The organism is Burkholderia sp. MSMB1826 (assembly GCF_001526325.1).
Classification (GTDB): Bacteria; Pseudomonadota; Gammaproteobacteria; order Burkholderiales; family Burkholderiaceae; genus Burkholderia.
The window spans coordinates 26515-49054 of record NZ_LOYN01000003.1; the positions used below are offsets into that span (position 1 = coordinate 26515).

Below are 22540 nucleotides of genomic sequence, written 5' to 3' on the forward strand. Positions count from 1 at the left end.
CCATGACCACCCGTTCCGCGCGCCCCACCCGCACGCATGCATTCGAATCGTCGTTCGGCGCGACCTGCGTCGATGCCGAGCGCACGCGCTTCCGGCTGTGGGCGCCCGCGAGCCGCACGGCCGCCGTCGAGCTGCAGGACGAAGGCGGCCGCGCGATTCCGATGACGCCGGCCGGCGACGGCTGGTTCGAGACGATCGCGCCGTGCGGCCCCGGCACGCTGTATCGCTACCTGCTCGACGACGCGCTCGCGGTGGCCGACCCCGCATCGCGCTTCCAGCCTTACGACGTGCTGGGCCCGAGCCAGGTCGTCGATCCGGCCGCGTACCGCTGGCGTCACGACGGCTGGCGCGGCCGCCCGTGGCACGAGACGGTGCTGTACGAGCTGCACGTCGGCGCATGCGGCGGCTACGCGGCCGTCGAGCGGCGGCTGCCGTCGATCGCCGAACTCGGCGTGAGCGCGATCGAGCTGATGCCCGTCAATGCGTTTCCCGGCGCGCGCAACTGGGGCTACGACGGCGTGCTGCCGTTCGCGCCCGATGCGTCGTACGGGCGGCCCGAAGAGCTGAAATCGCTGGTCGACACCGCGCACGGGCTCGGGCTGCAGGTGTTCCTCGACGTCGTGTACAACCACTTCGGCCCCGAAGGCAACCTGCTGCCGCGCTACGCGCCCGAGTTCTTCCGCGCGGACCGGCAGACCGCGTGGGGGCCGGCGATCGACTTCTCCCGCCCGCAGACGAGCACGTTCTTCATCGACAACGCGCTGTACTGGCTCGACGAATACCGTTTCGACGGGTTGCGCATCGACGCCGCGCACGCGATCGACGACGACGCGTGGCTGCGCGAACTCGCGCGCCGCGTGCGCGCGTACGCGGGCGACGCGCGCCACGTGCATCTCGTGCTGGAGAACGAGCGCAATACCGCGAGCCTGCTCGGCCGCGGCGGCTTCGACGCGCAATGGAACGACGACTTCCACAACAGCGCGCACGTGCTGCTGACCGGCGAGCGCGACGGCTACTACCGCGCGTACGCCGACGCGCCGCTGCGCCATTTCGCGCGCACGCTCGGCGAAGGCTTCGCGTACCAGGGCGAGCCGTCGCCGCTGCACGACGGCGCCGCGCGCGGCGAGCCGAGCGCGCATTTGCCGCCGACCGCGTTCGTCGCGTTCCTGCAGAACCACGACCAGATCGGCAATCGTGCGTTCGGCGAACGGCTGCGCGCGCTCGCGAACGACGACGCGGTGCGCGCGGCGACCGCGCTGATGCTGCTCGCGCCGTCGATTCCGCTGCTGTTCATGGGCGAGGAAGACGGCAGCACGCAGCCGTTCCAGTTCTTCACCGACTATCGCGGCGCGCTCGCCGACGCGGTGCGCGACGGCCGGCGCCGCGAATTCGCCGCGTTTCCCGCGTTCGCGGACGCCGCGCATCGCGACGCGATTCCCGACCCGAACGACATCGCCACGTTCGTGCGTTCGTCGTCGCACCATCCGCCCGACGAGTCGTGGCCCGACGCGGCCGCGTGGCGGCGGTTCTACCGCAGTGCGCTGGCGGTGCGCGCGGCGCTCGTGACACCGCACCTGCCCGGTGCGCAGTCGCTCGGCGTCGACCTGCTCGCGGGCGACGACGACCCGCAGGCGCTCGTCGCGCGCTGGCGCCTCGGCGACGGCAGCACGCTCACGATCGCGCTGAATCTCGGCTCGCACGACGCGGCGCTGCCCGCGCTGCCGGTCGGCAAGATCGTGTTCGAGACGCCGCCGCGCGCACGCGACCGGCTGCCGGGCCGGCACTTGCCGCCGCGCGCGTGCATCGCGTGGCGCGACGGCGCGGTCAACCAGGATGCGCGGCAGCATCGCGCGAACGGACGGAGCCCATCATGACGACCGACGTCCCGATCGCGGCGCTCGCCCGTGCGGCCGGGCTGGAGCCCGACTGGACCGACGCGGGCGGCATCGCGCGGCGCGTGGACGACGACGCGCTCGTCGCGCTCGTCGACGCGCTCGGCTGGCCGTGCGGCACCGCGATCCAGCGGGTCGACAGCGCGGCGGCGCTCGCCGACGCGAACGCGTCGCCGCCGCGCGTCGTGACCGGCGACGCCGGCCTGCCGCTGACGCTGCCCGCGACCGTCGCGTCGCCGGGCGCGCGCTTCCGGATCTCGCTCGAAACCGGCGGGCACGTGGACGGGCGCGTGGGCGACGCAGGCGAACACGGCACGCTGCCGCCGCTCGCGATGCCCGGCTATCACGCGCTCGACGTCGGCGAGCAGCGCATCGGGCTGGCGATCGCCCCGCCGCGTGCGCAGCCGTTCGACGGGTTCGCACGCAGGCCCGACGCGAGACGCTGGGGTATCGCGGCGCAGCTCTACAGCCTGCGCCGCGCCGGCGACGACGGCGCGGGCGACTACACGGCGCTCGCGCGGCTGGCCGCGCAGGCGGCGCGCCACGGCGCGCAGGCGGTGGCGATCAGCCCGACGCACGCCGGCTATCCGGCGCTCCCCGCGCACGACAGCCCGTATTCGCCATCGTCGCGACGCTGGCACAACGTCGCGTATCTCGACTGCGACGCGGTGCCGGGCGCCGAGGCCGCGTCTCGCGCATCCGCGGCCACGGCCGACACCGCGCTGATCGACTGGCCCCGCGTGCTGCCGATGAAGCTGCGCCGCCTGCGTGCGTGCTTCGACGCGTGGCGCGCCAGCGATGACCCGTCGCGCGACACCTACCAGCGTTTTCGCGCGGCGGGTGGCGCGGCGCTCGACGCGCATGCGCGCTTCGATGCGCTGCAGGCGTTCTGCATCGAGCACGGCATCGGCGCGGACTGGCGGCAGTGGCCCGCGCCGTGGCGCATGCCGGGATCGGCGGAAGTCGACGCGTTCGCGCACGCGCATGCCGACACGATCGCGTTCCACACGTTCCTGCAATGGTGCGCGTCGCGCGCGCTCGGCGACGCGCAGCACGCGGCGCGCGGCGCGGGCATGGCGACCGGACTGATCGCCGATCTCGCGGTCGGCTCGGATCGCGCCGGGAGCGACGCGTGGGCGCACGGCACGACGCTGCTGCGCGGCGTGTCGCTCGGCGCGCCACCCGACCTGTTCAACGCGGCCGGCCAGGCGTGGGGCGTGACGACGTGGTCGCCCGAGGCGCTGCGCGCGGACGGCTTCGTGCCGTTCATCGAGCTGCTGCGCGCCGCGTTCGCGCACGCGGGCGGCATCCGCATCGATCACGTGCTCGGCTTCGCGCGGATGTGGATCGTGCCGGACGGCGGCTCGCCGCGCAGCGGCGCGTACCTGCGCTATCCGCTCGACGATCTGGTGCGACTCGTCGCGCTCGAGGCGGCCCGCCATCGCGCGATCGCGATCGGCGAGGATCTCGGCACCGTGCCGGCCGGGTTGCGCGAACGGCTCGGCGCGCAAGGTGTCGCGGGCATGCGCGTGCTGTGGTTCGAACGCGACGCGAATGGCGCGTTCCGGCCACCGTCCGCGTGGGATCGCGAGGCGATCGCGACGACCTCGACGCACGATTTGCCGACCGTGGCCGGCTGGTGGCGCGGCGTCGATCTCGGATGGCGGCGCATCGCAGCCGAGGCCGACGCCGCGAAACGACGCGACGCCACGCCGCCGCGCGACGTCGCCGCCCCGGCGCCGGACGATGCGAGCGCGCACGATTCGGACGAGATCGTGCAAGGCATGGCGTTCGGACACGACACCGTGCCGCGTCCCGAACCCGGCAACCCGACGCCTCCGCCGGCGCCGCCTGCCGAGCTGCTCGCCGCGCACGCGGAACGCGCCGGCGAGCGCACGGCGCTGTGGCGCGCGCTGCAGGAGGCCGGGTGCGTGCCGGCGGGCGCCGCGATGCCGCCGGCCGACATGCCGCCGGTGACCGCCATCCTCGGATACGTCGCGAGCGGCCCGTCGCCGCTCGCGCTGCTGCCGCTCGAGGATCTGCTCGCGCTCGACGCGCAGCCGAATCTACCGGGGCCGCCGTGCGGCCATCCGAACTGGCGGCAGCGGCTGCCGCGCACGATCGACACGCTGTTCGACGCCGACGTGCGCACGCGCATCGCCGCGATCGTGCACGCGCGCCGCGCGCCGAGGCACGGCCCATGATCCCGCGCGCGACGCTGCGACTGCAGTTGCATGCGGGCTTCACGTTCGACGACGCGGCCGCGCACGTCGACTACTTCGCGCGGCTCGGCGTCAGCCACCTGTACCTGTCGCCGGTGTCGACGGCCGAACCCGGCTCGCTGCACGGCTACGACACCGTCGACTACGGCGCGCTCGGCGCGGAACTCGGCGGCGAAGCCGGCTTCATGCGGCTCGTCGACGCGCTGCGCGCGCGCGGCCTCGGCGTCATCGTCGACATCGTGCCGAACCACATGGGCGTCGGCGGCTCGTCGAACGGCTGGTGGAACGACGTGCTCGAATGGGGACCGGCGAGCCCGTACGCGCGCACCTTCGACATCGACTGGCATCCGCCCGACCCGGCGCTCGACGGCAAGGTGCTGCTGCCGTGCCTCGGCGCGCCGTACGGCGACGCGCTCGCGGCCGGCGACATCACGCTGCGCGTCGATCCGGCCGCGGGCCGCTTCACCATCGCGTGCCCGGGGCGGCGGCTGCCGGTCGCCGTCGCCACCTACGCGGAGATCCTGCGCATCGCGAACCGCGCGGACCTGAACGCGCTCGCCGAGCGCTTCGACGCCGCGCCGGCACGCGACAGCGCGCGGCTCGCCGCCGCCCATGCGGCGCTACGCGACCATGCGCGCGCGCACGGCCCGCACGCGTTCGACGCGATCTTGCGCGGCGCCGACCCGCGCCGCGCGCGCTCGCGCGCGTGCCTGCACCGGCTGCTCGAACGTCAGCACTACCGGCTCGCGTGGTGGCGCACGGCCGCCGACGAGCTGAACTGGCGGCGCTTCTTCGACATCGCGACGCTCGCGGCCGTGCGGGTCGACGACGATGCGGTGTTCGACGCCGTGCATGCGCTACCGCTGCGCCTCCATGCGGCCGGGCTCGTCGACGGCGTACGCGTCGATCACGTCGACGGCCTCGCCGATCCCCGCGCGTATTGCCGCCGGCTGCACGCGCGGCTCGCCGCGCAGCGCGACGCGCGGCCCTACGTCGTCGTCGAGAAGATCCTCGCGCCTGGCGAGACGCTGCGCACCGACTGGGCCGTCGACGGCACCACCGGCTACGACTTCATGAACGACGTCGGCGCGCTGCTGCACGACCCGGCGGGCGCCGAACCGCTGGCCGCGCACTGGGCGGCCGTATCGGGTTGCGCGCGCACGTTCGCGCAGCAAGCCCTCGACGGCAAGCGGCGCGTGCTGATGCGCCAGCTCGCCGTCGAGCATGCGCGGGTCGCGCGTTTGCTGCACGGGATCGCGCGCGCATCGCCGGCGACGCGCGACGTCAGTCGAATCGCGATCCAGCGCGTGCTCGGCGAACTCGCGGTGCGGCTGCCCGTGTACCGGATGTATCCGGCGCCGGGCGACGAACTCGCCGAGGCCGACCGGCGCGTGCTCGCGCATGCGTACGACGGTGCGTACGCGGCGGTCGATCCGGCCGACCGGTTCGCGCTCGAGCGCGTCGCCGCGTGGCTCGGCCTGCCGGTCGTGCGCGTGCCGCGTGCGAACCCCGACGCGCTGGCCGCGGCGCGTGTCGCGTTCGCGCAGCTCACCGCGCCGCTGGCCGCGAAGGGCGTGGAGGATACGGCCAACTATCGCTATGGCCGGCTGCTGTCGCGCAACGAGGTCGGCGCCGACGCCGGCGACTTCAGCCTGTCGCGCGGCGCCTTCCATGCGCGCAACCGGCGCCGCGCGCGCACCGTGCCGCACGGGCTCGTCGCGACGGCCACGCACGACCACAAGCGCGGCGAGGACGCGCGTGCGCGGCTCGCGGTGCTGAGCGAAGCGCCCGATGCGTGGCGCGCGGTGTCGCTCGACTGGTCGGCGCTGAACCTGCCGCATCGCGGCGGCGCGCATCGCGACCTCGCGTGGACGCCCGGGCCGGCCGCCGAGGCGATGCTGTACCAGACGCTGGTCGGCTGCTGGCCGCCGGCGCTCGCACCCGACGATGCGGCCGGGCTCGCCGCGCTCGCGACGCGCGTCGTGCAATGGCAGACGAAGGCGCTGCGCGAAGCGAAGCAATACACCGACTGGCTCGCGCCCGAGCCCGATTACGAGCACGGCTGCGAAGCGTTCGTTCGCGCGATCCTGACGCCGCGCGGCGCCGGCGATTTTCCGCATCGGCTGCACGCGTTCGTCGCGCGGATCGCGCCGGCCGGCATCGTCAACAGCCTGACGCAAACCGCGCTGCGGATCGCGTCGCCGGGCGTGCCCGATCTGTATCAAGGCACCGAGTCATGGGATCACTCGCTCGTCGATCCGGACAACCGGCGCGACGTGCCGTTCGCGACGCTGGCGGCGCAGCCGGTCGACAGCCCGGTCGCGTCGTATCTGCCGACGTGGGCCGATGCGCGCGTGAAGCGCGCGCTGATCGAGCGGATGCTGGCGCTGCGGGCGCGGTGGCCGGCGACGTTCGCGGACGGCGCGTACGTTCCGCTGCGCGTGCGCGGCCCCCTCGGGCGGCATGCGGTTGCGTTCGCGCGGTGCGACGACGCGGCCACCGTGGTGGTGGTCGCGACGCGGCTCGCGTGCCGGTTGCTGGGCGAAGCGCCGGGGTTGCCGCGTGTGGCGCCTCGCGAATGGGGCGATACGGCAGTCGTGCTGCCGCGCGGGGTGGAAGGGCCGTGGACCGACTGGCTGAATGCGCGGGATGCGATCGACGTGCCGGATGGCGTGCTGGCGCTCGATCGCTGTTTGGGCGAGTTGCCGGTGGCGGTGCTCGTCGCGGCATCGGCCAATCAGGATCGTCTCCGCAACGCACGCGCCCGGTAGCTCGATCCTGTCGGATCGTCGTCACCGATCAAACGGAGGTCCCAGTCGAGCGGTCGGATATCGATTTCCACGGCCACAGATTGGAGGTAATCAAATTTATGCAAAACAGGCCGCAGATAATCGTTTTTGTGCATCCGTAATCGATTGGTGTACAAACCGGACGTTTCTAATCGATTTTGCGCAGAAGTCGAGCCGACCGACAGGCGCTTCTGCGTGCTCGTCGAAATGCCGGATCACCAAGCCGATCGGGTCCTGCGCTCGATCGAGCAAAACCATGGACAACTCAGCAACGTCCTGGCGAAGGAAATGCCCGTTCTGCAACAACCCGGTATCTGGCCCACTATCGTCGATGCAGTCGCCGCGGCATTTCGCGACGGTGAGTCGGTCAACGTCGCGATTGCCGATCGTTACCGGCCCGAACGGCCTTCGGGCCAGTAACGGCCGCCCCCTCACGACCACTCTTCCGGCGGCATCTCGCCGCGGTCGTCCTCCCACAGCGGCTTCCTCCCCTCGTCTTCTCCACGGCTCGGCGTCACCGGGCCGTTCCCGCCGTCGTGACCGCGCTCAGCTCGCCGCGCGCCGTCGCGCGACCCCGCCGCCTGCGTGCGTGCTCGCGTGCGCGTCGGCGTCACGGTCCGCTGTCCGTTGCGGCGGCGCTCGTCCGTCGCTGCGTCGTGGGTCCGTCGTGCGTTCGAATCCGTAGCCATTTTTTTTCTCCCTGAATTGAGTCATCGAAGAATCGGTCGCCCGAACGCCGCAATTTCGGTGCCGCCCGCCGGGCAAGCGTCTTGCTATCCCGATTCGACCGCAACCGTTCCGGAGGTGACGATGCCGACGAATCGCAACACGCCGCCCGCCACACGCCGCCGCCTCGGCGGATGGATGGCCACCGAGGAATCGCACATGGCCGCGTTCCGCGAAAAAATCGCGAGCGAAGCGCGCGCGCATGCCGGCGACCGGCTGCGCACGCCGGCCGTGCAGGCACTCGCGCGGCTGTTCGACGACGACGCCGTGCTGCGCATGAGCCTGAGCCGCGCGATCGACGAAGCGCGGGAAGCGGGATACCGGCTCGGCTACGCGTCGATCGGCGAGCTGATGACCGTGCTCGACCATCTGATGACCTACACGCCGCCGTTCAGCGAGGAAAGCCTGATCGTGTGCCCGTTGAACGCGTTCTTCGACTGGCCGATGTGCATGCCGTCGGGCCACGCGGTGTTTCGCGACGCAGCCGTCAATGCGCAGTTGAAACGCGTGCTGAACGTCTGGTGCGACTTCCTCGGCGGCCCGCATTCGCGCGCGCATCTCGACACGTCGGCACCCGACGGCTGGTTCTGCGACGCCGCGCGCAAGCGTCTGGGACTGTCGCAGTTCCAGTATCGCGAAGACCAGCCGCACTGGGGCTTCGATTCGTGGAACGATTTCTTCACGCGCCGCTTTCGCGACGGCGCGCGGCCCGTTGCGGCGCCCGACGATCCGCACGTGATCGTCAGCGCGTGCGAAGCCGCGCCCTATCACACCGAAACCAACGTCAAGCTGCGCGACACGTTCTGGATCAAGGCGCAGCCGTATTCGCTGCGCGACCTGTTCACGCCCGCCTGGCAGTCGCTCGCCGAGCGCTTCGTCGGCGGCGACGTCTACCAGGCCTATCTCAGTGCGTACAACTACCATCGCTGGCATGCGCCGGTGCGCGGCGTCGTCACGCACGCGTATCGGGTAGACGGCACGTATTACTCGGTCGCCGAAGCGGAAGGCCCGGATCCGGCCGGACTCAACGACTCGCAGGGTTACATGACGGCGGTCGCCGCGCGCGCGGTGGTCGCGATCGCGAGCGACGATCCGGGCATCGGCACCGTGGCGGCCGTGTTCGTCGGGATGGGCGACGTGTCGTCGTGCGTGATCGAGGTGGTGCCAGGCCAGCGCGTCGACAAGGGCGACGAGATCGGCTATTTCCAGTTCGGCGGCTCGACCTACTGCCTGCTGTTCGAGGCCGGCGTGATCGACCGCTTCCTGCACGCGCCGCCGTTCGAAGGCCAGCCGCCGGTCGTGCAGGTCAATGCGTCCGTCGCGATCGCGCGGTGAGCGCCGCGCGCGGCCCGGCGCGTCACGCGTCGCCGACGTCGAGCGCTCGGGATTCGTCGGCGTCGTGACGCTGCACGCACCGCAGCACCGACAGTCCGTCGGCCGTCAACGCGGGCCGGCGCGTGCCCGACGCGTCGTCGCGCTGCAGCACGATCAGCGCTTGTTCGACGAGCGCGACGACGTCGTCGCGGTCGATCTGGATCTGTTCCGGCGCGCGGTGCACCAGGAACAGCGCGGCAAATTCATGGGCGGTCAGCATGCTCGTTCCCCGTTGGCGGCGACGCACGACGCGACACCGGCGTCGCATCGGCAGCCGGCGCGAAGCGCGCGCCGGCGACGTTACGAGCACGCAGGGATCGTGCCAACCGGCGTCGCGCGACCGGCGTCCGTGCGGTGCGCGCGCCGCGCGATGTGGCACCGGACTGCGCGTTCGAGCCGCTGCAAAGTTTTCAACGGCATGTAAGGGCGGGCGAGTGAAGGCGGCGGAAGCAACGCGGCGGCAAACGCGATCCCGTCACGACCGCCCGTGGCGAAACAACCCGGCCCGCCCGCGCTTGGCCGGCGCACGGAAATATCCGCTATGCAGCACCACGTCGTGGTCGCCGCTCGCCAGCACGTCCGCGCACGCGGCTTCGATACGCGCGCGGCCGCGCTCGAACGCGTCGCGCAGGTCGGCTTCCAGCGCGGACTGCGCGCCGAAATGATCTTCCAGCGCCTCGACGGTGATCGCGCAGGTCTGCGGCACGCCGGCGACGTCGACGACGAAGCGCAACTGCAGCGCCGCACCGTCGAACGCGGGCGGTTCGTCGGCGAGCGTCACGGGGCGGGCGGAATCGGCCGGCATCGGCTCATGCCCCCCGCGACGCGAGGCGCTCGACGAGCGCGCCGTTGAACGCGGGCAGGTCGGCCGGCTTGCGGCTCGTGATCAGGTTGCCGTCGCGCACGACCTCCTCGTCCACCCACTTGCCGCCCGCGTGGCGGATATCGTCCTGCAGGCTCGGCCAGCTCGTCATCGTCTTGCCCTCCACGAGCCCGGCCGACACGAGCAGCCAACCGCCGTGGCAGATCGCCGCGACCGGCTTGCCGGCGCCGACGGCCGCCGTCACGAATTCGCGCGCGGCCGGCAGCGTCCGGATCGCGTCGCCGTTCACGACGCCGCCCGGCAGCACGACCGCGTCGTAGTCGCCTTCGCGCGCATCGTCGAACGTGCGGTCGACCTTCACGCGCTCGCCCTTGTCGACGTGCCGGAAACCCTGGATCTCGCCGCGCTTCTGCGAGATCACGTCCACCTGCGCGCCTTCGGCCGCGAGCGCGCGCTGCGGTTCGACGAGCTCGGCCTCCTCGAAGCCGTCGACCGCGAGAATCGCTACCTTGCAATGATCCAGCCTGCCGCTCATGAATGCCTCCGTGAATGGGGGATAGGGATAGGGCGGCACACGTCGTGCCGTGCCGTGATGCAGCAATCGCCGTTCCGGCCGCCCGGCCGTTGCGCGCCCGCACCCGTCCCGACATCGGTCGGGGAACGACCCGCAATCGGATTGGGACACGCTCTGCCGAGGCCGCTCGCCCTGTGACGACACCGCCCCGCTGCAAAGATTTCAACCCGATGTAACGCGACGCCGTGCGTCGAGCCGGCGATTACTGCAGATGGCGTGCGGCGTCGAGCATGGCGTCGGTCAACTCGATCGTCAGCGTCAGGTTCTCGTCGGTATCGGGCAATTGATCGAGCGTCTGCTGCACGGCATCGTGCAGCATCGCGTGCACGCGCATGCGCGCGCCGTCGTCGAGGTCCGCGTAGCGTTCCATCGTCGAGCATTCGAGCGCGAGCACGACCGAATGTCGGGCCGCCTCCGGCGGCGCCTCGACGGCATTCGCCCACGCCGCATGGAACATGACCCTGCCCGTCTCGACGTCCACGTGGACCGTCGTGTCGAGATCGTCCGTGTCGACTGCATCGTCGTCGAGCCCGTCGTGCTCCAGGGAAATCCGGGAATTCGATTGCATGATGTCCTCCTGCGTGGTGGCGGCGCGCCCGTCCGGGGAAACCGCGCCGCCATCGCGCCGTGCCGGCCGCGCCGGCACGACACCGTCAATAACCGCTGGACCCGCCGCCGCCCGAGCCCGTCGAGCCCGCCGAACCGCCGCCGCCGGTACCCATACCGCCGGCACCCGTCCCGCCGGAGCCGCCCGCACCGCCGGCCCCACCCGAGCCGCCGCCGACACCGCCGCCCGTGGCGCCGCTGCCGCCCTCGCCCGCGCCGTTCGGGCCGCCGCCCGGCTTCGTGTGACGGGCCGACGCGCCGTGCGAGCGCATCCCGTGCTTCGCGCCGTGCCGTTGCGTGCCCGCGGGCGGCGGCGGCGCGACCGTATTGCCGTTGGCGCTCGGCGTCGACGTGTCCATCGACGGATTCGGCGCGCCGGTGCCCTCGTCCGAGCGCTGCGAGTTCTGCGCCCACGCGGCCGGCGCGGCCGCGACGATCGCGACGGCCGCGCAGGCCAGCACGTGCCGCGCGACGAACTTCGATTCGAATGCTGACTTCATGGCGTTTTCTCCCTATGGATGATCGCGTGATGGAGATTCCTGCTCCGATCTTTCAGCAAGGGCCATGCCGGAGCGCGGACGACCTGCGCGACGCGGCACGCGGTTTGCGTCGCCCCCTTCCGTCCGCCTGTCCCGCAATCCCATACGGAGCCCTGCCTTATGCCTTCCGCTTCTGCTTCCCACTCGCACGGCAAGCGCCACACGCGCCGCCCGGGCCGCGCGCGAAGCGCCGATCCGGCCCACCGCAAGCGCTGGTCCGGCGAAGTCATGCAAAAAAGCGATGCGCTCGATCTCGAGCCCGACATCTTCAAATCCGACGATCCCGCCGCGATCGCCGCGTCGCTGAAGCGCTCGGCCGAACACAGCCGCCGCCGCAAGGCATCGCCGTTCCAGTCGGCGATGTCGATGCTGAACTTCTACGTCAACCGCGCGGGTCGCAACCTGCCCAAAACGCGCCGCACGACGCTCGAACGCGCCAAGAAAAAATTGCGCGAGGCGTTCGGCCGCAAGCCCTGACGATCGGCGCGCAATCCAATCCGAATTGCCGCGATCGCCCGCATGCACGAAACCCTCTGGTACCTGATCATCGGCGCGGTGCTGTTGGGCATGGGCGTGGTGACGTCCACGCTGCGCCACCTTCCATGCAGCTCGGCCATGATTTACCTGGTGCTCGGCATCGGGCTCGGCCCGGCCGGCGCCGGCCTCTTGCACCTCGACCTCGAACGCGACGGCCGCCTGCTGCGCGAGATCGTCGAAGTCGCGCTGCTCGTGTCGCTGTTCGCGATCGGGCTGCGGTTGCGCGTGCCGCTGTCCGACAAGCTGTGGCTCGTGCCGTGCCGGCTCGGGCTGTTCGCGATGATCGTCACCGTGCCGCTGCTCGCGGCGTGCGCGGTGCTCGCGCTGGGCCTCGGCTGGGGCCCGGCGCTGCTGCTCGCGGCGATCCTCGCGCCGACCGATCCGGTGCTCGCGCACGACGTGCAGGTGCACGATCCGGGCGATCGCGACCTGGTGCGCTTCGCGTTGTCCGGCGAAGGCGGGATGAACGACGGCATCGCGCTGCCGTTCGCGCTCGCAGGGCTCGCGCTGTGCGGCGCACCCGGCGCGACGCACGGCATCCCGCCGCTGTCGGGCACGTTCGCGCTCGTCGCGCTGTGGGGCATCGCGGGCGCGGCCGCGATCGGCGGCGGGCTCGGCTGGGTCACGACGAAGACGATCGGCTGGCTGCGCACGCGCCACGCGCAGGCGCTCGGCCTCGAAGGCTTCTTCGCGCTGGCGCTGATCGTGCTGTCGTTCGGCGCCGCGCAGCTCGCGCATACGTTCGGCTTCATCGCGACGTTCGCCGCCGGCGTCGCGATGCGGCGCGTCGAGCATCGCGCGAGCGGCGACCGCCCGCCGCGCGAAGTGATCGGCCAGATCGATTCGGAAGACGTCGTCGCCACCGAAAAGCATCCGGAGAAAGCGCATGCGTTCATGGCCGAATCGGTGCTCGGCTTCACGATCGAGCTCGAACGGATCGCCGAAGCGATCGTGATGACGATGATCGGCAGCGTGCTCGCGACGCTGCCCGGCCCGCTGATCACGTGGGGCGCGGGCGCGCTGGCCGCCGTGCTGTTCGTCGCGGTGCGCCCGCTCGCGGTGCTGATCACGCTTGCCGGCTCGCGTGCGACCCATGCGCAGCGGCGGCTGATGGCGTGGTTCGGCATCCGCGGAATCGGTTCGTTCTACTACCTGCTGTTCGCGCTCGAGCATGGACCGTCCGACGTCGTGCGCCCGCTCGCGGCGCCGGTCCTGGCGGTCGTGTCCGCGTCGGTGGTCGCGCACGGGATTTCCGCGACGCCGCTGATGAACTGGTATTACCGGCTGCAGCACCGGCGCTGACGGCCGGTCATGCGTCGGCGCCGAGCCGTGCCCGCATCGCGGCGGTGATGCGCTGGCGCGCCTTCGCGTAACCGTCCCACGGATCGCGCTTCAACGTGTCCAGACGTTCGTGCAGCGTGTCGATCGTCCATTGCGCGCCGCCCGTCGTGTCGGGCACCTCGTCCCAGTCGAGCGGCACCGACACGCCCATGCCGGGGCGCGCGCGCACCGAATACGCGGCGATCGTGCTCGCGCCGCGCCCGTTGCGCAGGTAGTCGATGAAAATCTTGCCGCGCCGGTGGCGCGGCCCCATCGTCGCGGTGAAACGGTCGGGCAGCGTGCCGGCGACGTGCTGCGCGACCGCGCGCGAAAAGTCCTTCACGTCGTCCCAGCCCGCATGCCGCGTGAGCGGCACGACGACGTGCAGCCCCTTGCCGCCGCTGGTCTTGCAGAACGACACGAGCCCGAGTTCGTCGAGCAGCCCGCGCACGAGTTGCGCGGCGTCGATCATCGTGCGCCACGGCAACGCCGGGTCGGGATCGAGATCGAACACGATGCGGTCGGGCCGCTCGATGTTCGACGCGTGCGCGTTCCACGTGTGCAGTTCGACCGTGCCCATCTGCGCCGCGCCGAGCAGCGCATCGACGCCGTCGATCGACAGCAGCGGCCCGTGGCCCGGGTCGAGCCCTTCGTGCTGCGTGACGAACGGGATCTCGCGGCGCTCCGCGTGCTTCTGGAAGAACAGTTCTCCGGCGATGTCGCCCGGTGCGCGGACGAGCGAGACGGGGCGGCCTTTCAGGTCGGGCAGCAGCCACGGCGCGACCCATTGCCAGTACCGCGCGAGGTCGATCTTGCGCGTGCCGCTTTGCGGGTCGAGCACGCGCTCGGGATGCGTGATGCGTACGCGGCCGAGCGTGTCGGCGTCGGCATCGGCCCGCGCGCCGCGCGCATTGCCCGCGCTCGCGTGACGATCGTTGCGCGACGGCCGCCGCGGCTTGTCCTGCGTGGTCGAACGCTGATCCATCGCCCCCTCCGTTTCCATGTGTTTCGGCCTCTCGCGGACGATCTGTTCCGCCGGCTTGTCCTCGCGCAACGCGATGAACGCGGCCTGCCGCACGATGCCGTCGCCGGTCCATTCGGCGAATTCGCATTCGGCGACGAGGACAGGCTCGACCCAGTGCACGCGCGTGCGCGTGCGTTCGCGCGGCGGCGCATCGAACGGCATCGTGTCGCGTTCGTGCCGGCGCAGGATCGCGGCGAGACGATCGAGCATCCGTGCGTCGAAGCCGGTGCCGACGCGGCCGACGTAGCGCAGCGGCCCGGCCCCGCGCGGCCGTTTGCCGGCCGGCGCCGGTTCGTGCACGCCGAGCAGCAGCGCGCCGAAGCCGTGCCGGCTGCCCGACGGCTCCGTGAAGCCGCCGATCACGAACTCCTGCCGGCGCCGGCATTTGAGCTTGATCCACGCGGGCGAACGGCCGGCGCGATAGCGCGAGTCCGCGCGCTTGCCGATCAGCCCTTCGAGGCCGGTGTCGCAGGCGCTCGCGATCAGCGACGCGACGTCCTCGCCAAGATCGGGCGAAAAACGCACGCGCGCCGGATCGCTGTTCGCGAGCAGCGGTTCGAGCAGCGCGCGACGGGCCGTAAGCGGCGCGTCGCGCAGGTCGTATCCGTCGAGATAAGGCAAATCGAACACGAAGAAAACGATCGCGTCGGCCCGTCCGGTGCCGAACGCGTTCTGCAACGCCTGGAAATCGGGCAGGCCGTTTTCGCCGAGCACGACGGCCTCGCCGTCGAGCCATGCGTCGTCGACGTCGAGCGCCGCGAGCGCGTCGCGCTGCGCGCGCAGCTTCGCGGTCCAGTCCCTGCCTTCGCGCGTCATCAACGTGACGCGCCGGCGCGCGCCCTTCCCTGCGATACGCGCCAGGATCCGATAGCCGTCGAACTTCAGTTCGTAACCCCAACCGGCCTGGGTCGGCGGTGCGTCGACGAGCGTCGCGAGTTGCGGCGCGACGCGCTCGGGCAGCGGCGCACGCACCGCACCTTCGACTTGCGACGGTTCGGCAGGGCGCCGGCTGTCGCGTCGCGCGTTGCGGGCCGCGCCGGTCGATCCGCGGGGCCGCGCCGCGCCGTTGGACGCACCGTCGTGCACGCTTCCCGGCCGCTCGCCGACGACGTCGAATTCATCCGCGCCGCGTGCTTCGTCGTCGCGCTCCTTGATCAGCAGCCACTGCTCCTGGCGCCCTTCCTGCCGGCCGCTGCGCACGAGCGCCCAGCCGCCGTGCAGCTTGCGGCCGTCCAGCCGGAACGTCAGCTTGCCGGCCCGGTAGCCTTCGCGCGCGTGCGCGATGCCGCCATCGGGCGTCCACGTACCTTCGTCCCAGACGACGACCGACCCCGCGCCGTAATGCCCGGCCGGGATCTCGCCTTCGAACGACGCGTATTCGAGCGGATGGTCCTCGACGTGCACGGCGAGCCGCTTCACCCGCGGATCGAAGCTCGGCCCCTTCGGCACGGCCCACGACTTCAGCGTGCCGTCGAGCTCGAGCCGGAAGTCGTAGTGGAGCCGTCGCGCATGGTGCTCCTGGATCACGAAGCGCAGCGGATGACGTGTGCGCGCGGCAGGCTTCGTGTCCGCTTTCGTCCGCGCTTGCGCGCGACGCTTTCCGTGCGCCCCTTCGGGCTCGGGCGTCGCGCCGAAATGGCGCTTGCGGCGATACGGATCGAGCTTGCCGGCCATCGCGTCACCTCGTCGGAGTCGGAATCGGAATCGGCGACATCGGCATCACGCCGCGTGCTTGCGGCGCACGGCGGTCTTCTTCGCCGCAGGGTCGCTCGCCGCGCCGCGTTTCGCGGCGGTTCGCTTCGCCGCGGTTTTCGTCGCCGCGCCTTTCGATGCGGATTTCGCCGTGGTTTTCGCCGCCGGCTTGCGGCGCGCGCCGCCCCGCGACGACGACGCGTCACGCTCCGCTTCATCGCGCTCGTCACGCAGATCCGCCGCGCGCGCGCCCGCGCCGCCCTTCAGGCTGCGCTTCAGAAGCTCGGTGAGATCGACCACGTTGCTCGCCGCGCGGCCGGTCTGCGCGGGCCGGTCCTCGATCTCCTCGATCTTGCCCGCGCGCACCTTGCGCTCGACGAGTTCGAGGATGTCGTCGCGGAACGTGTCGTGATATTCGTCGGGCGTCCATTTGCCGGACATGTCGTCGATCAGCTTCTTCGCCATGCCGAGTTCGCGCGCGGTGACGCCCGCGCCCTTCGCGTCGTCGGCCGGCACCGACAATTCGTCGAGCGGCCGCAGTTCCTCCTGCCAGCGCAGCGTATCGAGCGCGAGCATCGGCCCGACCGGGATCAGCGCGCCCAGATGCTGGCGGTCGCGCATCACCACGAGCGCGATGCCGATCTTGCCGCTGTCCTTCAGCGCGTCGCGCAGCAGCGCGTAGACCTTCTCGCCCTTGCGGTCGGGCACCAGGTAGTACGGCGTGTCGAGATAGAGAAACGACACGGCGTCCTCGTCGACGAAGGTCAGGATGTCGACGGTCTGCGTCGATTCCGGGTTCGCCGCGCGGATCTCGTCGTCGCTGAGCACGACGTAGCGCTCCTTCTCGTATTCGTAGCCGCGCACGATGTCCTCGCGCGCGACCTCCTTGCCGGTGCGCTTGTTGATCTGCCGATAGCCGATCGGGTCCATCGAGCGCTTGTCGAGCATCCGGAACGACGGCTTCACGGTGCGCGTCGCCGGGAACAGCTGCACGGGCACGTGCACGAGCCCGAAGCTGATCGCGCCTTTCCATATCATCCGCGGTGCCATGCGTGGTTCCTCCTTGCCGGATGCGCGCCCGCCCGAGAGCGGGCGCGCCGTACGGCGCAAGCCGCCGCCGGCCCTATGCCGGCAGTTCCGCCGCCTGCTGTTCGCGCGCCCACACGCGATGCTGGCCGAGGTGATCCGACAACGCGTTCAGCACCTTGTCGAGATCGACCGCCTGCCCGACGCACACGCCTTCGGCGGGATCCGGCAGGTGGGCGGCGCTGAGCAGTTGCCGCCCCGACCCGACGGCCGCGATCGGCTTCAGGTGCTTGAACGCCTCGCGCACGAAGTGGCGGGCTTCGGCGCTGTGCGCGAGGTCGCGCCCGTCGCCGTCGCCGCCGCAGACGAACACCGCATCGAACATCACCGACGGCATGCCGGCCAGCGTCGCCTCCGGCACGATGCCGCCGATCGGCGCGAGCGTCGGCGCGACGATCGTCGGCACCGCGTGCGCGGCCTGCAGCGCGTCGCGCACCTGCTCGACCAGCACCTGATTCACGCCGGGCGTCGCGATCAGCGCGATCTTGCGCGAGCGGATGCCGGGCTTCGCGCGGCCGATCAGGCTCAGCGCGGGCGAGCGCTGCGCGACGGCCGGCGTGGCCGCCGCCTGCGGCGCGGGCAGCCCGAGCCGTTCGGCGACCTGCGCGGCGAGCCCCGCGTCGAAGCGCGCGATGATCTCGTTGACCACCCGTTCGCGAATCTTCGGCTGCGTCACCTTGCCGAGTTCGAAGCAGTACGCGTCGCGGATATGCCGCTGCTCGATCTCGGTCATGCTCTGGTAGAACAGCGCGGCTTGCGAGAAATGGTCGGCGAACGATTCGCTGCGCACGCGCACCTTGTGACCTTCGAGCGGCTCCGGCACGGTCTCGAAACCGCCGCCGGACGGCGCCGGCGGCGTCTCGCGCGGCCAGCCGCCGCTCGTCGAGTTCGGCTCGTACGACGCCTGCCCGACGTTGATCGTCTGCCGGTGCATCGCGTCGCGCTGGTTGTTCGCGAACGGACACACCGGCCGGTTGATCGGAATCTCGTGGAAATTCGGGCCGCCGAGCCGGCTCAGTTGCGTATCGGTGTACGAGAACAGCCGCCCCTGCAACAGCGGGTCGTTCGTGAAATCGATGCCCGGCACCACGTGACCCGGGTGAAACGCGACCTGCTCGGTCTCCGCGAAGAAGTTGTCGGGGTTGCGGTTCAGCGTCATCCGGCCGATCGGCCGCACCGGCACGATTTCTTCCGGTACGAGCTTGGTCGGGTCCAGCAGGTCGAAGTCGAATGTGTCGGCATCGGCCGGATCGATCATCTGCACGCCGAGCTCGAACTCCGGATAGTCGCCGCGCTCGATCGCCGTCCACAGGTCGCGCCGGTTGAAATCCGGGTCGTGGCCGGCGATGCGCTGCGCCTCGTCCCACAGCAGCGAATACGCGCCGCTCACGGGCCGCCAGTGGAATTTCACGAAACGTTCGACGCCGGCCGCGTTCACGAAACGGAACGTGTGCACGCCGAAACCGTCCATCGCGCGATAGCTCGCCGGCAACGCGCGGTCCGACATCAGCCACAGCACCATGTGCGTGGTTTCCGGCACCAACGACACGAAATCCCAGAACGTGTCGTGCGCGGACGCGCCGGTCGGCATCTCGTTCGGCGCTTCCGGCTTCACCGCGTGCACGAAGTCGGGGAACTTGATCGCGTCCTGGATGAAGAACACCGGCATGTTGTTGCCGACGAGGTCGTAGTTGCCTTCCTCGGTATAGAACTTCACCGCGAAGCCGCGCACGTCGCGCACGGTGTCGGACGACCCGCGCGGCCCCTGCACGGTCGAGAAGCGCACGTATACCGGCGTTTCGACGGCCGGGTCCTGCAGAAACGCAGCCTTCGTGTAGTCGGCCATCGGCTCGTACACGCGGAACACGCCGTGGGCGGCCGAACCGCGCGCATGCACCACCCGCTCCGGAATGCGCTCGTGATCGAAATGCGTGATCTTCTCGCGCATGATGAAGTCTTCGAGCAGCGACGGGCCGCGCGCGCCGCCTCGCAGCGTGTTCTGGTTGTCGGCGATCCGCACGCCCTGGTTGGTGCGCAACGCTTCGCCGTCGGGCCGCGCGCGGTTCTCTTCGAGCTGGCGCGACTTCGCGCTGTCGGGCGGTTGCGTCGGCGGGGTCTGGCCGGCGGAGGGGGGATTCGTCATCGTCAGGAGTCCTCGTGGGATTCGCTAGGGAACCGCCGCACGACGACGCGCCGCGGCGCGCGCGTGCGGACGGCAGGGAAAGCCGGCCTCGATGCCGCGAAACGGTCTCGAATGGCCGCGAACGACCGCGGGCCGGCCGTGGCGTCAGGGCGCGCGCAGGGCCGCGTCGAATTCGGCGCGCGTCACGTCGAGCGCCACGTTGCATTCGATCGCGGCATCCTCGATGCGCGGCTTGTGCTCGTCCACCGCGCGCCGCGCGCGGTCGCACAGCTGCGTGCGCACGCGCAGCCGGTCGGCCGCTTCGAGCGACGCATAGCGTTCGACCACGTCCGCATCGAACCGCATGTCGACCGCGCAGCGCCATTCGCGCGCGTCCTCGGCGGACGGCACGCGCACCCACGACACGTGAATCGTCAGTCGTCCCGATGCGTCGTCCGCATGCACGACGACGGTCGACTGCGACGGAAAGCCGATCGCGAACGCGTGCTCGAGTTCCCTCACGCGCTGCGACCGGTCGGGCGTCACGCTCATCGTCGCACGACGCCCAGGAGCAGCGTGACCAGGAAGATCACGACGAAGATGTAGAACAGGATCTTCGCGATCTCGGCCGCGCCGGCGGCGATGCCGCCGAAGCCGAACACGGCCGCGATGATCGCGATGACGAAGAAAATGATGGCGTATCGAAGCATGGAACCCTCCTGGATGACAGCAGTCGTCACTAAACGTCGGCGCCGGTCACGCATCGTGCTTGTGTTTCGGTTTGCCGTGCGTGGGCGTGGACGCCATTTTCTCGAGCTCTTTCTCGCTCATCGACTTGGCCATCGATTTCGCCGGAGGCTTGAGATCCTTCATTTTCGCGTCGCCGCGCTTGGCCGACAGCGCGGCCCCCGCGGCACGCTGCTGGGCCTGGGATTTGGCTGGCATGGTTGCGCTCCTCTCGTTGGCGCGCGAGCCGACGCGACGCGCGGCACGCGCGGGTTGGAACAATCGGGCCGTCACGCGGCGTCGCGACGCCGCAGGTCGGCCGGCGGAATCTTCATCGCCTGGCGATACTTCGTCACCGTGCGACGCGCAAGAAGAATGCCGCGGCCCGCGAGGTTCTCGGCGAGCGCGACGTCGGACAGCGGATCGGTCTGCCGCTCGGCCGCGATCATGTCGCGGATCAGCACCTTCGCGGCCGATGCCGAACACACGCCCTTGCCCGCCGCCTCGAGCTTGCGCGGGAAGAAATGCTTGAACTCGAACGTCCCGTGCGGCGTGGCCATGTACTTGTTGCCGGTGGCGCGCGAGACGGTCGATTCGTGCAGGTCGAGTTCTTCCGCGATGTCGCGCAACACGAGCGGCTTCATCGCGATCTCGCCGTAGCGGAAGAAATCGCGCTGCCGCGCGACGATGCATTCGCCCACGCGCTGAATCGTGTCGAAGCGCTTCTGCACGTTGCGGATCAGCCAGCGCGCTTCCTGCAGCTGCTGGCCGAGCGGCGAATCGCGCTCGCCGCTGGACTGCGCGAACAGCGTCGCGTAGCGCTCGTGCAGGCGCGCACGCGGCAGCACGGCCGGATTGATCGTGACGATCCATTCGTCGCGCACCTGGCGCACGATCACGTCGGGCACCACGTAATCGCCGCGCGTGCTGCCGTAGTGATTGCCGGGGCGCGGGTCGAGCCCGCGCACCAGCGCGCAGGCCGCGTGCAGCGTCTGCGCGTTGCAGCCGAGGCGCCGCTGGATCTCGGCCGTCTCGCGGCGCGCGAGCCGCTCCAGATGCTCGCGCGCGATCGCTTTCGCTTCCGCGAGCGCCGGCGTGCCGGCCGGAATCGCATCGAGCTGCAACACCAGGCATTCGGACAACGAACGGGCGGCGATCCCCGGCCGGTCGAGCATCTGCACGAGCCGCAGCGCGACCGCGAGATCCTGCTCCGACAGCAGCCACGCCGGATCGGCGGCGACCAGGAGTTCGGGTAGCGCCTGACGCAGGTAGCCGTCGTCGTCCAGCGCATCGATCACGAGGCGCGCGGCTTCGCGATCGCGCTTGTTGAGCGGATAGAGCCGGAGCGCATCGTGCAGCTGCTGATGCAGCGACGGCTCGGCGGCCATCCATTCGCCGGGCGACAGGCCGTCGCCGTCCTCGCCCTGGCGGCTCGTGCCGCGCGGCGCGGGCGCGGCGGTAAACGGCACCTCGCCATCCGGCGGACGGATTTCGTCGGGCTCGGGCGCCGCGTCGGGCGCGGTCGCTTCGGTCGGCTGCTCGGGCGTCCCGGCAACCGTTTCCTCGTCGCCCAGACCGTCTTCGAGAAACGGATTCATGTCGAGCGCCTGACGCAATTCCTGTTGAAATTCGAGCGAGGACAACTGCAGCAGCCGCAGCGACTGCTGAAGCCTCGGCGTAAGTGCCAGATGCTGTCGCATCTGCAGCGCAAGCGAGACGGGCATCGAAAGCCTCCTGACGGTTCGGTTCGCGGTATGTCTTCTACCGGACGTCATGCAGCTTCCGTGCCAATCGCGCGAAGCGCGGTACGTCGCGGCTCTCGCGGGTTCGAACCCCGTCTCGCCCCATGCCGAGAAAGCTTTTTTACAAGCGGGGGGAAGTTTGGGGCACGCATTTCGCTCGGGGAAAAAACGCGCGTCGTCACCGCTTCGCATCGATGCGGTCGACCGCCGAACGATCGAGAAACGCGGTCGTCAACTCGGGCAGATGACGCAGCAACCATGCGGCCATGTCGCGCTCCTGCTGCAGGATCCGCTCGCAACACGCGCGGATCTCTTCCTCGCCGGCCGCCTGCGCCGCCGCGACGAGCGCCGTGTACGCGGCGATTTCGAGTTGCTCGAACGCATAGCCGGCCAACACCGTCTTCACGACTTCGTCGTCGGCCAGCATGTCGCTCGCGATCTGCCCGTAGGCGGCGACGCGCGCGGACAGATCCTTGGTCGCCGACGGCGACGTGCCGAGCCGCATCAGGCACGCTTCGACGAGCGCCTGCTGGCCGAGCGTCTCGTCGAGATGCAGCCGAAGCCGATCCTGCAATTGCGGATAGTGACCGACCCGCTTCATCTGCGCGTCGATCATCGTCTCGGCCTGGCGCTCCATCGCGTATGCATCGCGCAGCCAGTCCTCCAGGTGCTCGTGCTGATTCGCCATCGCATTCCTCCGGCCGCATCGCGATGCGGCATGCCGTGACGCGGCGTCGCGTCACGAC

20 protein-coding genes are annotated in these 22540 nt (G+C 70.8%); 7 read left to right on the forward strand and 13 right to left on the reverse strand.

The features are described 5' to 3' along the window. Positions 1 to 2 precede the first annotated feature (2 nt). From treZ to WS95_RS00130, 5 genes are all read left to right on the forward strand, one after another. Positions 3 to 1874: a malto-oligosyltrehalose trehalohydrolase gene (gene treZ / locus WS95_RS00105; RefSeq protein ID WP_059821622.1), complete on the forward strand. Its 1872-nt coding sequence runs from the start codon at positions 3 to 5 to the stop codon at positions 1872 to 1874. Beyond that, positions 1871 to 4096 (forward strand): 4-alpha-glucanotransferase, encoded by a 2226-nt coding sequence (gene malQ, locus WS95_RS00110; RefSeq protein WP_059821623.1) that lies wholly within the window; start codon positions 1871 to 1873, stop codon positions 4094 to 4096. The genes treZ and malQ overlap by 4 nt, the downstream gene beginning before the upstream one ends. Next, on the forward strand, positions 4093 to 6885 hold the full coding sequence (treY, locus tag WS95_RS00115; RefSeq protein WP_059821625.1) for a malto-oligosyltrehalose synthase: 2793 nt from the start codon (positions 4093 to 4095) through the stop codon (positions 6883 to 6885). The genes malQ and treY overlap by 4 nt, the downstream gene beginning before the upstream one ends. 147 nt (positions 6886 to 7032) lie before the next feature. Continuing rightward, complete coding sequence (locus WS95_RS00120; protein WP_257139506.1) at positions 7033 to 7323, forward strand: hypothetical protein; 291 nt, start codon at positions 7033 to 7035, stop codon at positions 7321 to 7323. Positions 7324 to 7713: 390 nt separating this feature from the next. After that, on the forward strand, positions 7714 to 8964 hold the full coding sequence (locus WS95_RS00130; protein ID WP_059821763.1) for a phosphatidylserine decarboxylase family protein: 1251 nt from the start codon (positions 7714 to 7716) through the stop codon (positions 8962 to 8964). A gap of 22 nt (positions 8965 to 8986) precedes the next feature. Here WS95_RS00130 and WS95_RS00135 read toward each other — a convergent pair whose 3' ends face one another. The 5 genes from WS95_RS00135 to WS95_RS00160 form a co-directional block, all read right to left on the reverse strand. Continuing rightward, positions 8987 to 9223 carry a hypothetical protein gene (locus WS95_RS00135; RefSeq protein ID WP_059821631.1) on the reverse strand — a complete coding sequence of 79 codons (237 nt, stop codon included), beginning with the start codon at positions 9221 to 9223 and terminating at the stop codon, positions 8987 to 8989. A gap of 255 nt (positions 9224 to 9478) precedes the next feature. Continuing rightward, positions 9479 to 9808 carry a DUF1488 domain-containing protein gene (locus WS95_RS00145; protein WP_059821634.1) on the reverse strand — a complete coding sequence of 110 codons (330 nt, stop codon included), beginning with the start codon at positions 9806 to 9808 and terminating at the stop codon, positions 9479 to 9481. Positions 9809 to 9812: 4 nt separating this feature from the next. Beyond that, entirely contained in the window at positions 9813 to 10361 is a 549-nt protein-coding gene (locus tag WS95_RS00150) for a type 1 glutamine amidotransferase domain-containing protein (protein ID WP_059821636.1), read from the reverse strand. A 241-nt stretch (positions 10362 to 10602) separates the two neighbouring features. Next, positions 10603 to 10968 (reverse strand): DUF3022 domain-containing protein, encoded by a 366-nt coding sequence (locus WS95_RS00155; RefSeq protein ID WP_034209241.1) that lies wholly within the window; start codon positions 10966 to 10968, stop codon positions 10603 to 10605. An 85-nt stretch (positions 10969 to 11053) separates the two neighbouring features. After that, positions 11054 to 11506: a hypothetical protein gene (locus WS95_RS00160; protein ID WP_059821638.1), complete on the reverse strand. Its 453-nt coding sequence runs from the start codon at positions 11504 to 11506 to the stop codon at positions 11054 to 11056. A gap of 159 nt (positions 11507 to 11665) precedes the next feature. On the opposite strand from WS95_RS00160, the gene WS95_RS00165 reads away from it, so the two are divergent. Then, a complete protein-coding gene (locus WS95_RS00165) occupies positions 11666 to 12022 on the forward strand; it encodes a DUF3175 domain-containing protein (protein WP_034209243.1) in 357 nt (118 codons plus the stop codon). Between the two features lie 42 nt (positions 12023 to 12064). Then, positions 12065 to 13384: a cation:proton antiporter gene (locus tag WS95_RS00170; protein WP_059821639.1), complete on the forward strand. Its 1320-nt coding sequence runs from the start codon at positions 12065 to 12067 to the stop codon at positions 13382 to 13384. 7 nt (positions 13385 to 13391) lie between these two features. Here WS95_RS00170 and ligD read toward each other — a convergent pair whose 3' ends face one another. From ligD to WS95_RS00205, 8 genes are all read right to left on the reverse strand, one after another. After that, positions 13392 to 16100, reverse strand: a complete 2709-nt coding sequence (gene ligD / locus WS95_RS00175) for a DNA ligase D (RefSeq protein ID WP_059821641.1) — start codon at positions 16098 to 16100, stop codon at positions 13392 to 13394. Between the two features lie 45 nt (positions 16101 to 16145). Beyond that, entirely contained in the window at positions 16146 to 17168 is a 1023-nt protein-coding gene (gene ku, locus WS95_RS00180; RefSeq protein WP_034209246.1) for a non-homologous end joining protein Ku, read from the reverse strand. Positions 17169 to 17241: 73 nt separating this feature from the next. Next, positions 17242 to 19347, reverse strand: coding sequence for a catalase HPII (katE, locus tag WS95_RS00185; protein WP_059779972.1), 2106 nt, complete (start codon positions 19345 to 19347; stop codon positions 17242 to 17244). A 144-nt stretch (positions 19348 to 19491) separates the two neighbouring features. Next, the gene (locus WS95_RS00190) at positions 19492 to 19878 is read right to left on the reverse strand and encodes a DUF3022 domain-containing protein (protein ID WP_059821643.1); all 387 of its coding nucleotides are present in this window, start codon (positions 19876 to 19878) and stop codon (positions 19492 to 19494) included. Further along, a complete protein-coding gene (locus WS95_RS32470; RefSeq protein WP_006498332.1) occupies positions 19875 to 20036 on the reverse strand; it encodes a DUF1328 family protein in 162 nt (53 codons plus the stop codon). Before WS95_RS32470 ends, WS95_RS00190 begins: the two co-directional genes overlap by 4 nt. A gap of 46 nt (positions 20037 to 20082) precedes the next feature. Beyond that, entirely contained in the window at positions 20083 to 20271 is a 189-nt protein-coding gene (locus WS95_RS00195; RefSeq protein WP_034209249.1) for a DUF3008 family protein, read from the reverse strand. Positions 20272 to 20342: 71 nt separating this feature from the next. After that, positions 20343 to 21776 carry an RNA polymerase factor sigma-54 gene (rpoN, locus tag WS95_RS00200; protein ID WP_034209250.1) on the reverse strand — a complete coding sequence of 478 codons (1434 nt, stop codon included), beginning with the start codon at positions 21774 to 21776 and terminating at the stop codon, positions 20343 to 20345. Between the two features lie 196 nt (positions 21777 to 21972). Next, a complete protein-coding gene (locus WS95_RS00205; RefSeq protein ID WP_059821645.1) occupies positions 21973 to 22482 on the reverse strand; it encodes a DUF892 family protein in 510 nt (169 codons plus the stop codon). Between the last annotated feature and the right edge of the window lie 58 nt (positions 22483 to 22540).

Excerpts from the sequence above, each read along its gene's own strand:
- treZ (WP_059821622.1), top strand. The coding sequence starts at position 3 with ATGACCACCCGTTCCGCGCGCCCCACCCGCACGCATGCATTCGAATCG.
- malQ (WP_059821623.1), top strand. The coding sequence starts at position 1,871 with ATGACGACCGACGTCCCGATCGCGGCGCTCGCCCGTGCGGCCGGGCTG.
- treY (WP_059821625.1), top strand. The coding sequence starts at position 4,093 with ATGATCCCGCGCGCGACGCTGCGACTGCAGTTGCATGCGGGCTTCACG.
- WS95_RS00130 (WP_059821763.1), top strand. The coding sequence starts at position 7,714 with ATGCCGACGAATCGCAACACGCCGCCCGCCACACGCCGCCGCCTCGGC.
- WS95_RS00135 (WP_059821631.1), bottom strand. The coding sequence starts at position 9,223 with ATGCTGACCGCCCATGAATTTGCCGCGCTGTTCCTGGTGCACCGCGCG.
- WS95_RS00145 (WP_059821634.1), bottom strand. The coding sequence starts at position 9,808 with ATGCCGGCCGATTCCGCCCGCCCCGTGACGCTCGCCGACGAACCGCCC.
- WS95_RS00150 (WP_059821636.1), bottom strand. The coding sequence starts at position 10,361 with ATGAGCGGCAGGCTGGATCATTGCAAGGTAGCGATTCTCGCGGTCGAC.
- WS95_RS00155 (WP_034209241.1), bottom strand. The coding sequence starts at position 10,968 with ATGCAATCGAATTCCCGGATTTCCCTGGAGCACGACGGGCTCGACGAC.
- WS95_RS00160 (WP_059821638.1), bottom strand. The coding sequence starts at position 11,506 with ATGAAGTCAGCATTCGAATCGAAGTTCGTCGCGCGGCACGTGCTGGCC.
- WS95_RS00165 (WP_034209243.1), top strand. The coding sequence starts at position 11,666 with ATGCCTTCCGCTTCTGCTTCCCACTCGCACGGCAAGCGCCACACGCGC.
- WS95_RS00170 (WP_059821639.1), top strand. The coding sequence starts at position 12,065 with ATGCACGAAACCCTCTGGTACCTGATCATCGGCGCGGTGCTGTTGGGC.
- ligD (WP_059821641.1), bottom strand. The coding sequence starts at position 16,100 with ATGGCCGGCAAGCTCGATCCGTATCGCCGCAAGCGCCATTTCGGCGCG.
- ku (WP_034209246.1), bottom strand. The coding sequence starts at position 17,168 with ATGGCACCGCGGATGATATGGAAAGGCGCGATCAGCTTCGGGCTCGTG.
- katE (WP_059779972.1), bottom strand. The coding sequence starts at position 19,347 with ATGACGAATCCCCCCTCCGCCGGCCAGACCCCGCCGACGCAACCGCCC.
- WS95_RS00190 (WP_059821643.1), bottom strand. The coding sequence starts at position 19,878 with ATGAGCGTGACGCCCGACCGGTCGCAGCGCGTGAGGGAACTCGAGCAC.
- WS95_RS32470 (WP_006498332.1), bottom strand. The coding sequence starts at position 20,036 with ATGCTTCGATACGCCATCATTTTCTTCGTCATCGCGATCATCGCGGCC.
- WS95_RS00195 (WP_034209249.1), bottom strand. The coding sequence starts at position 20,271 with ATGCCAGCCAAATCCCAGGCCCAGCAGCGTGCCGCGGGGGCCGCGCTG.
- rpoN (WP_034209250.1), bottom strand. The coding sequence starts at position 21,776 with ATGCCCGTCTCGCTTGCGCTGCAGATGCGACAGCATCTGGCACTTACG.
- WS95_RS00205 (WP_059821645.1), bottom strand. The coding sequence starts at position 22,482 with ATGGCGAATCAGCACGAGCACCTGGAGGACTGGCTGCGCGATGCATAC.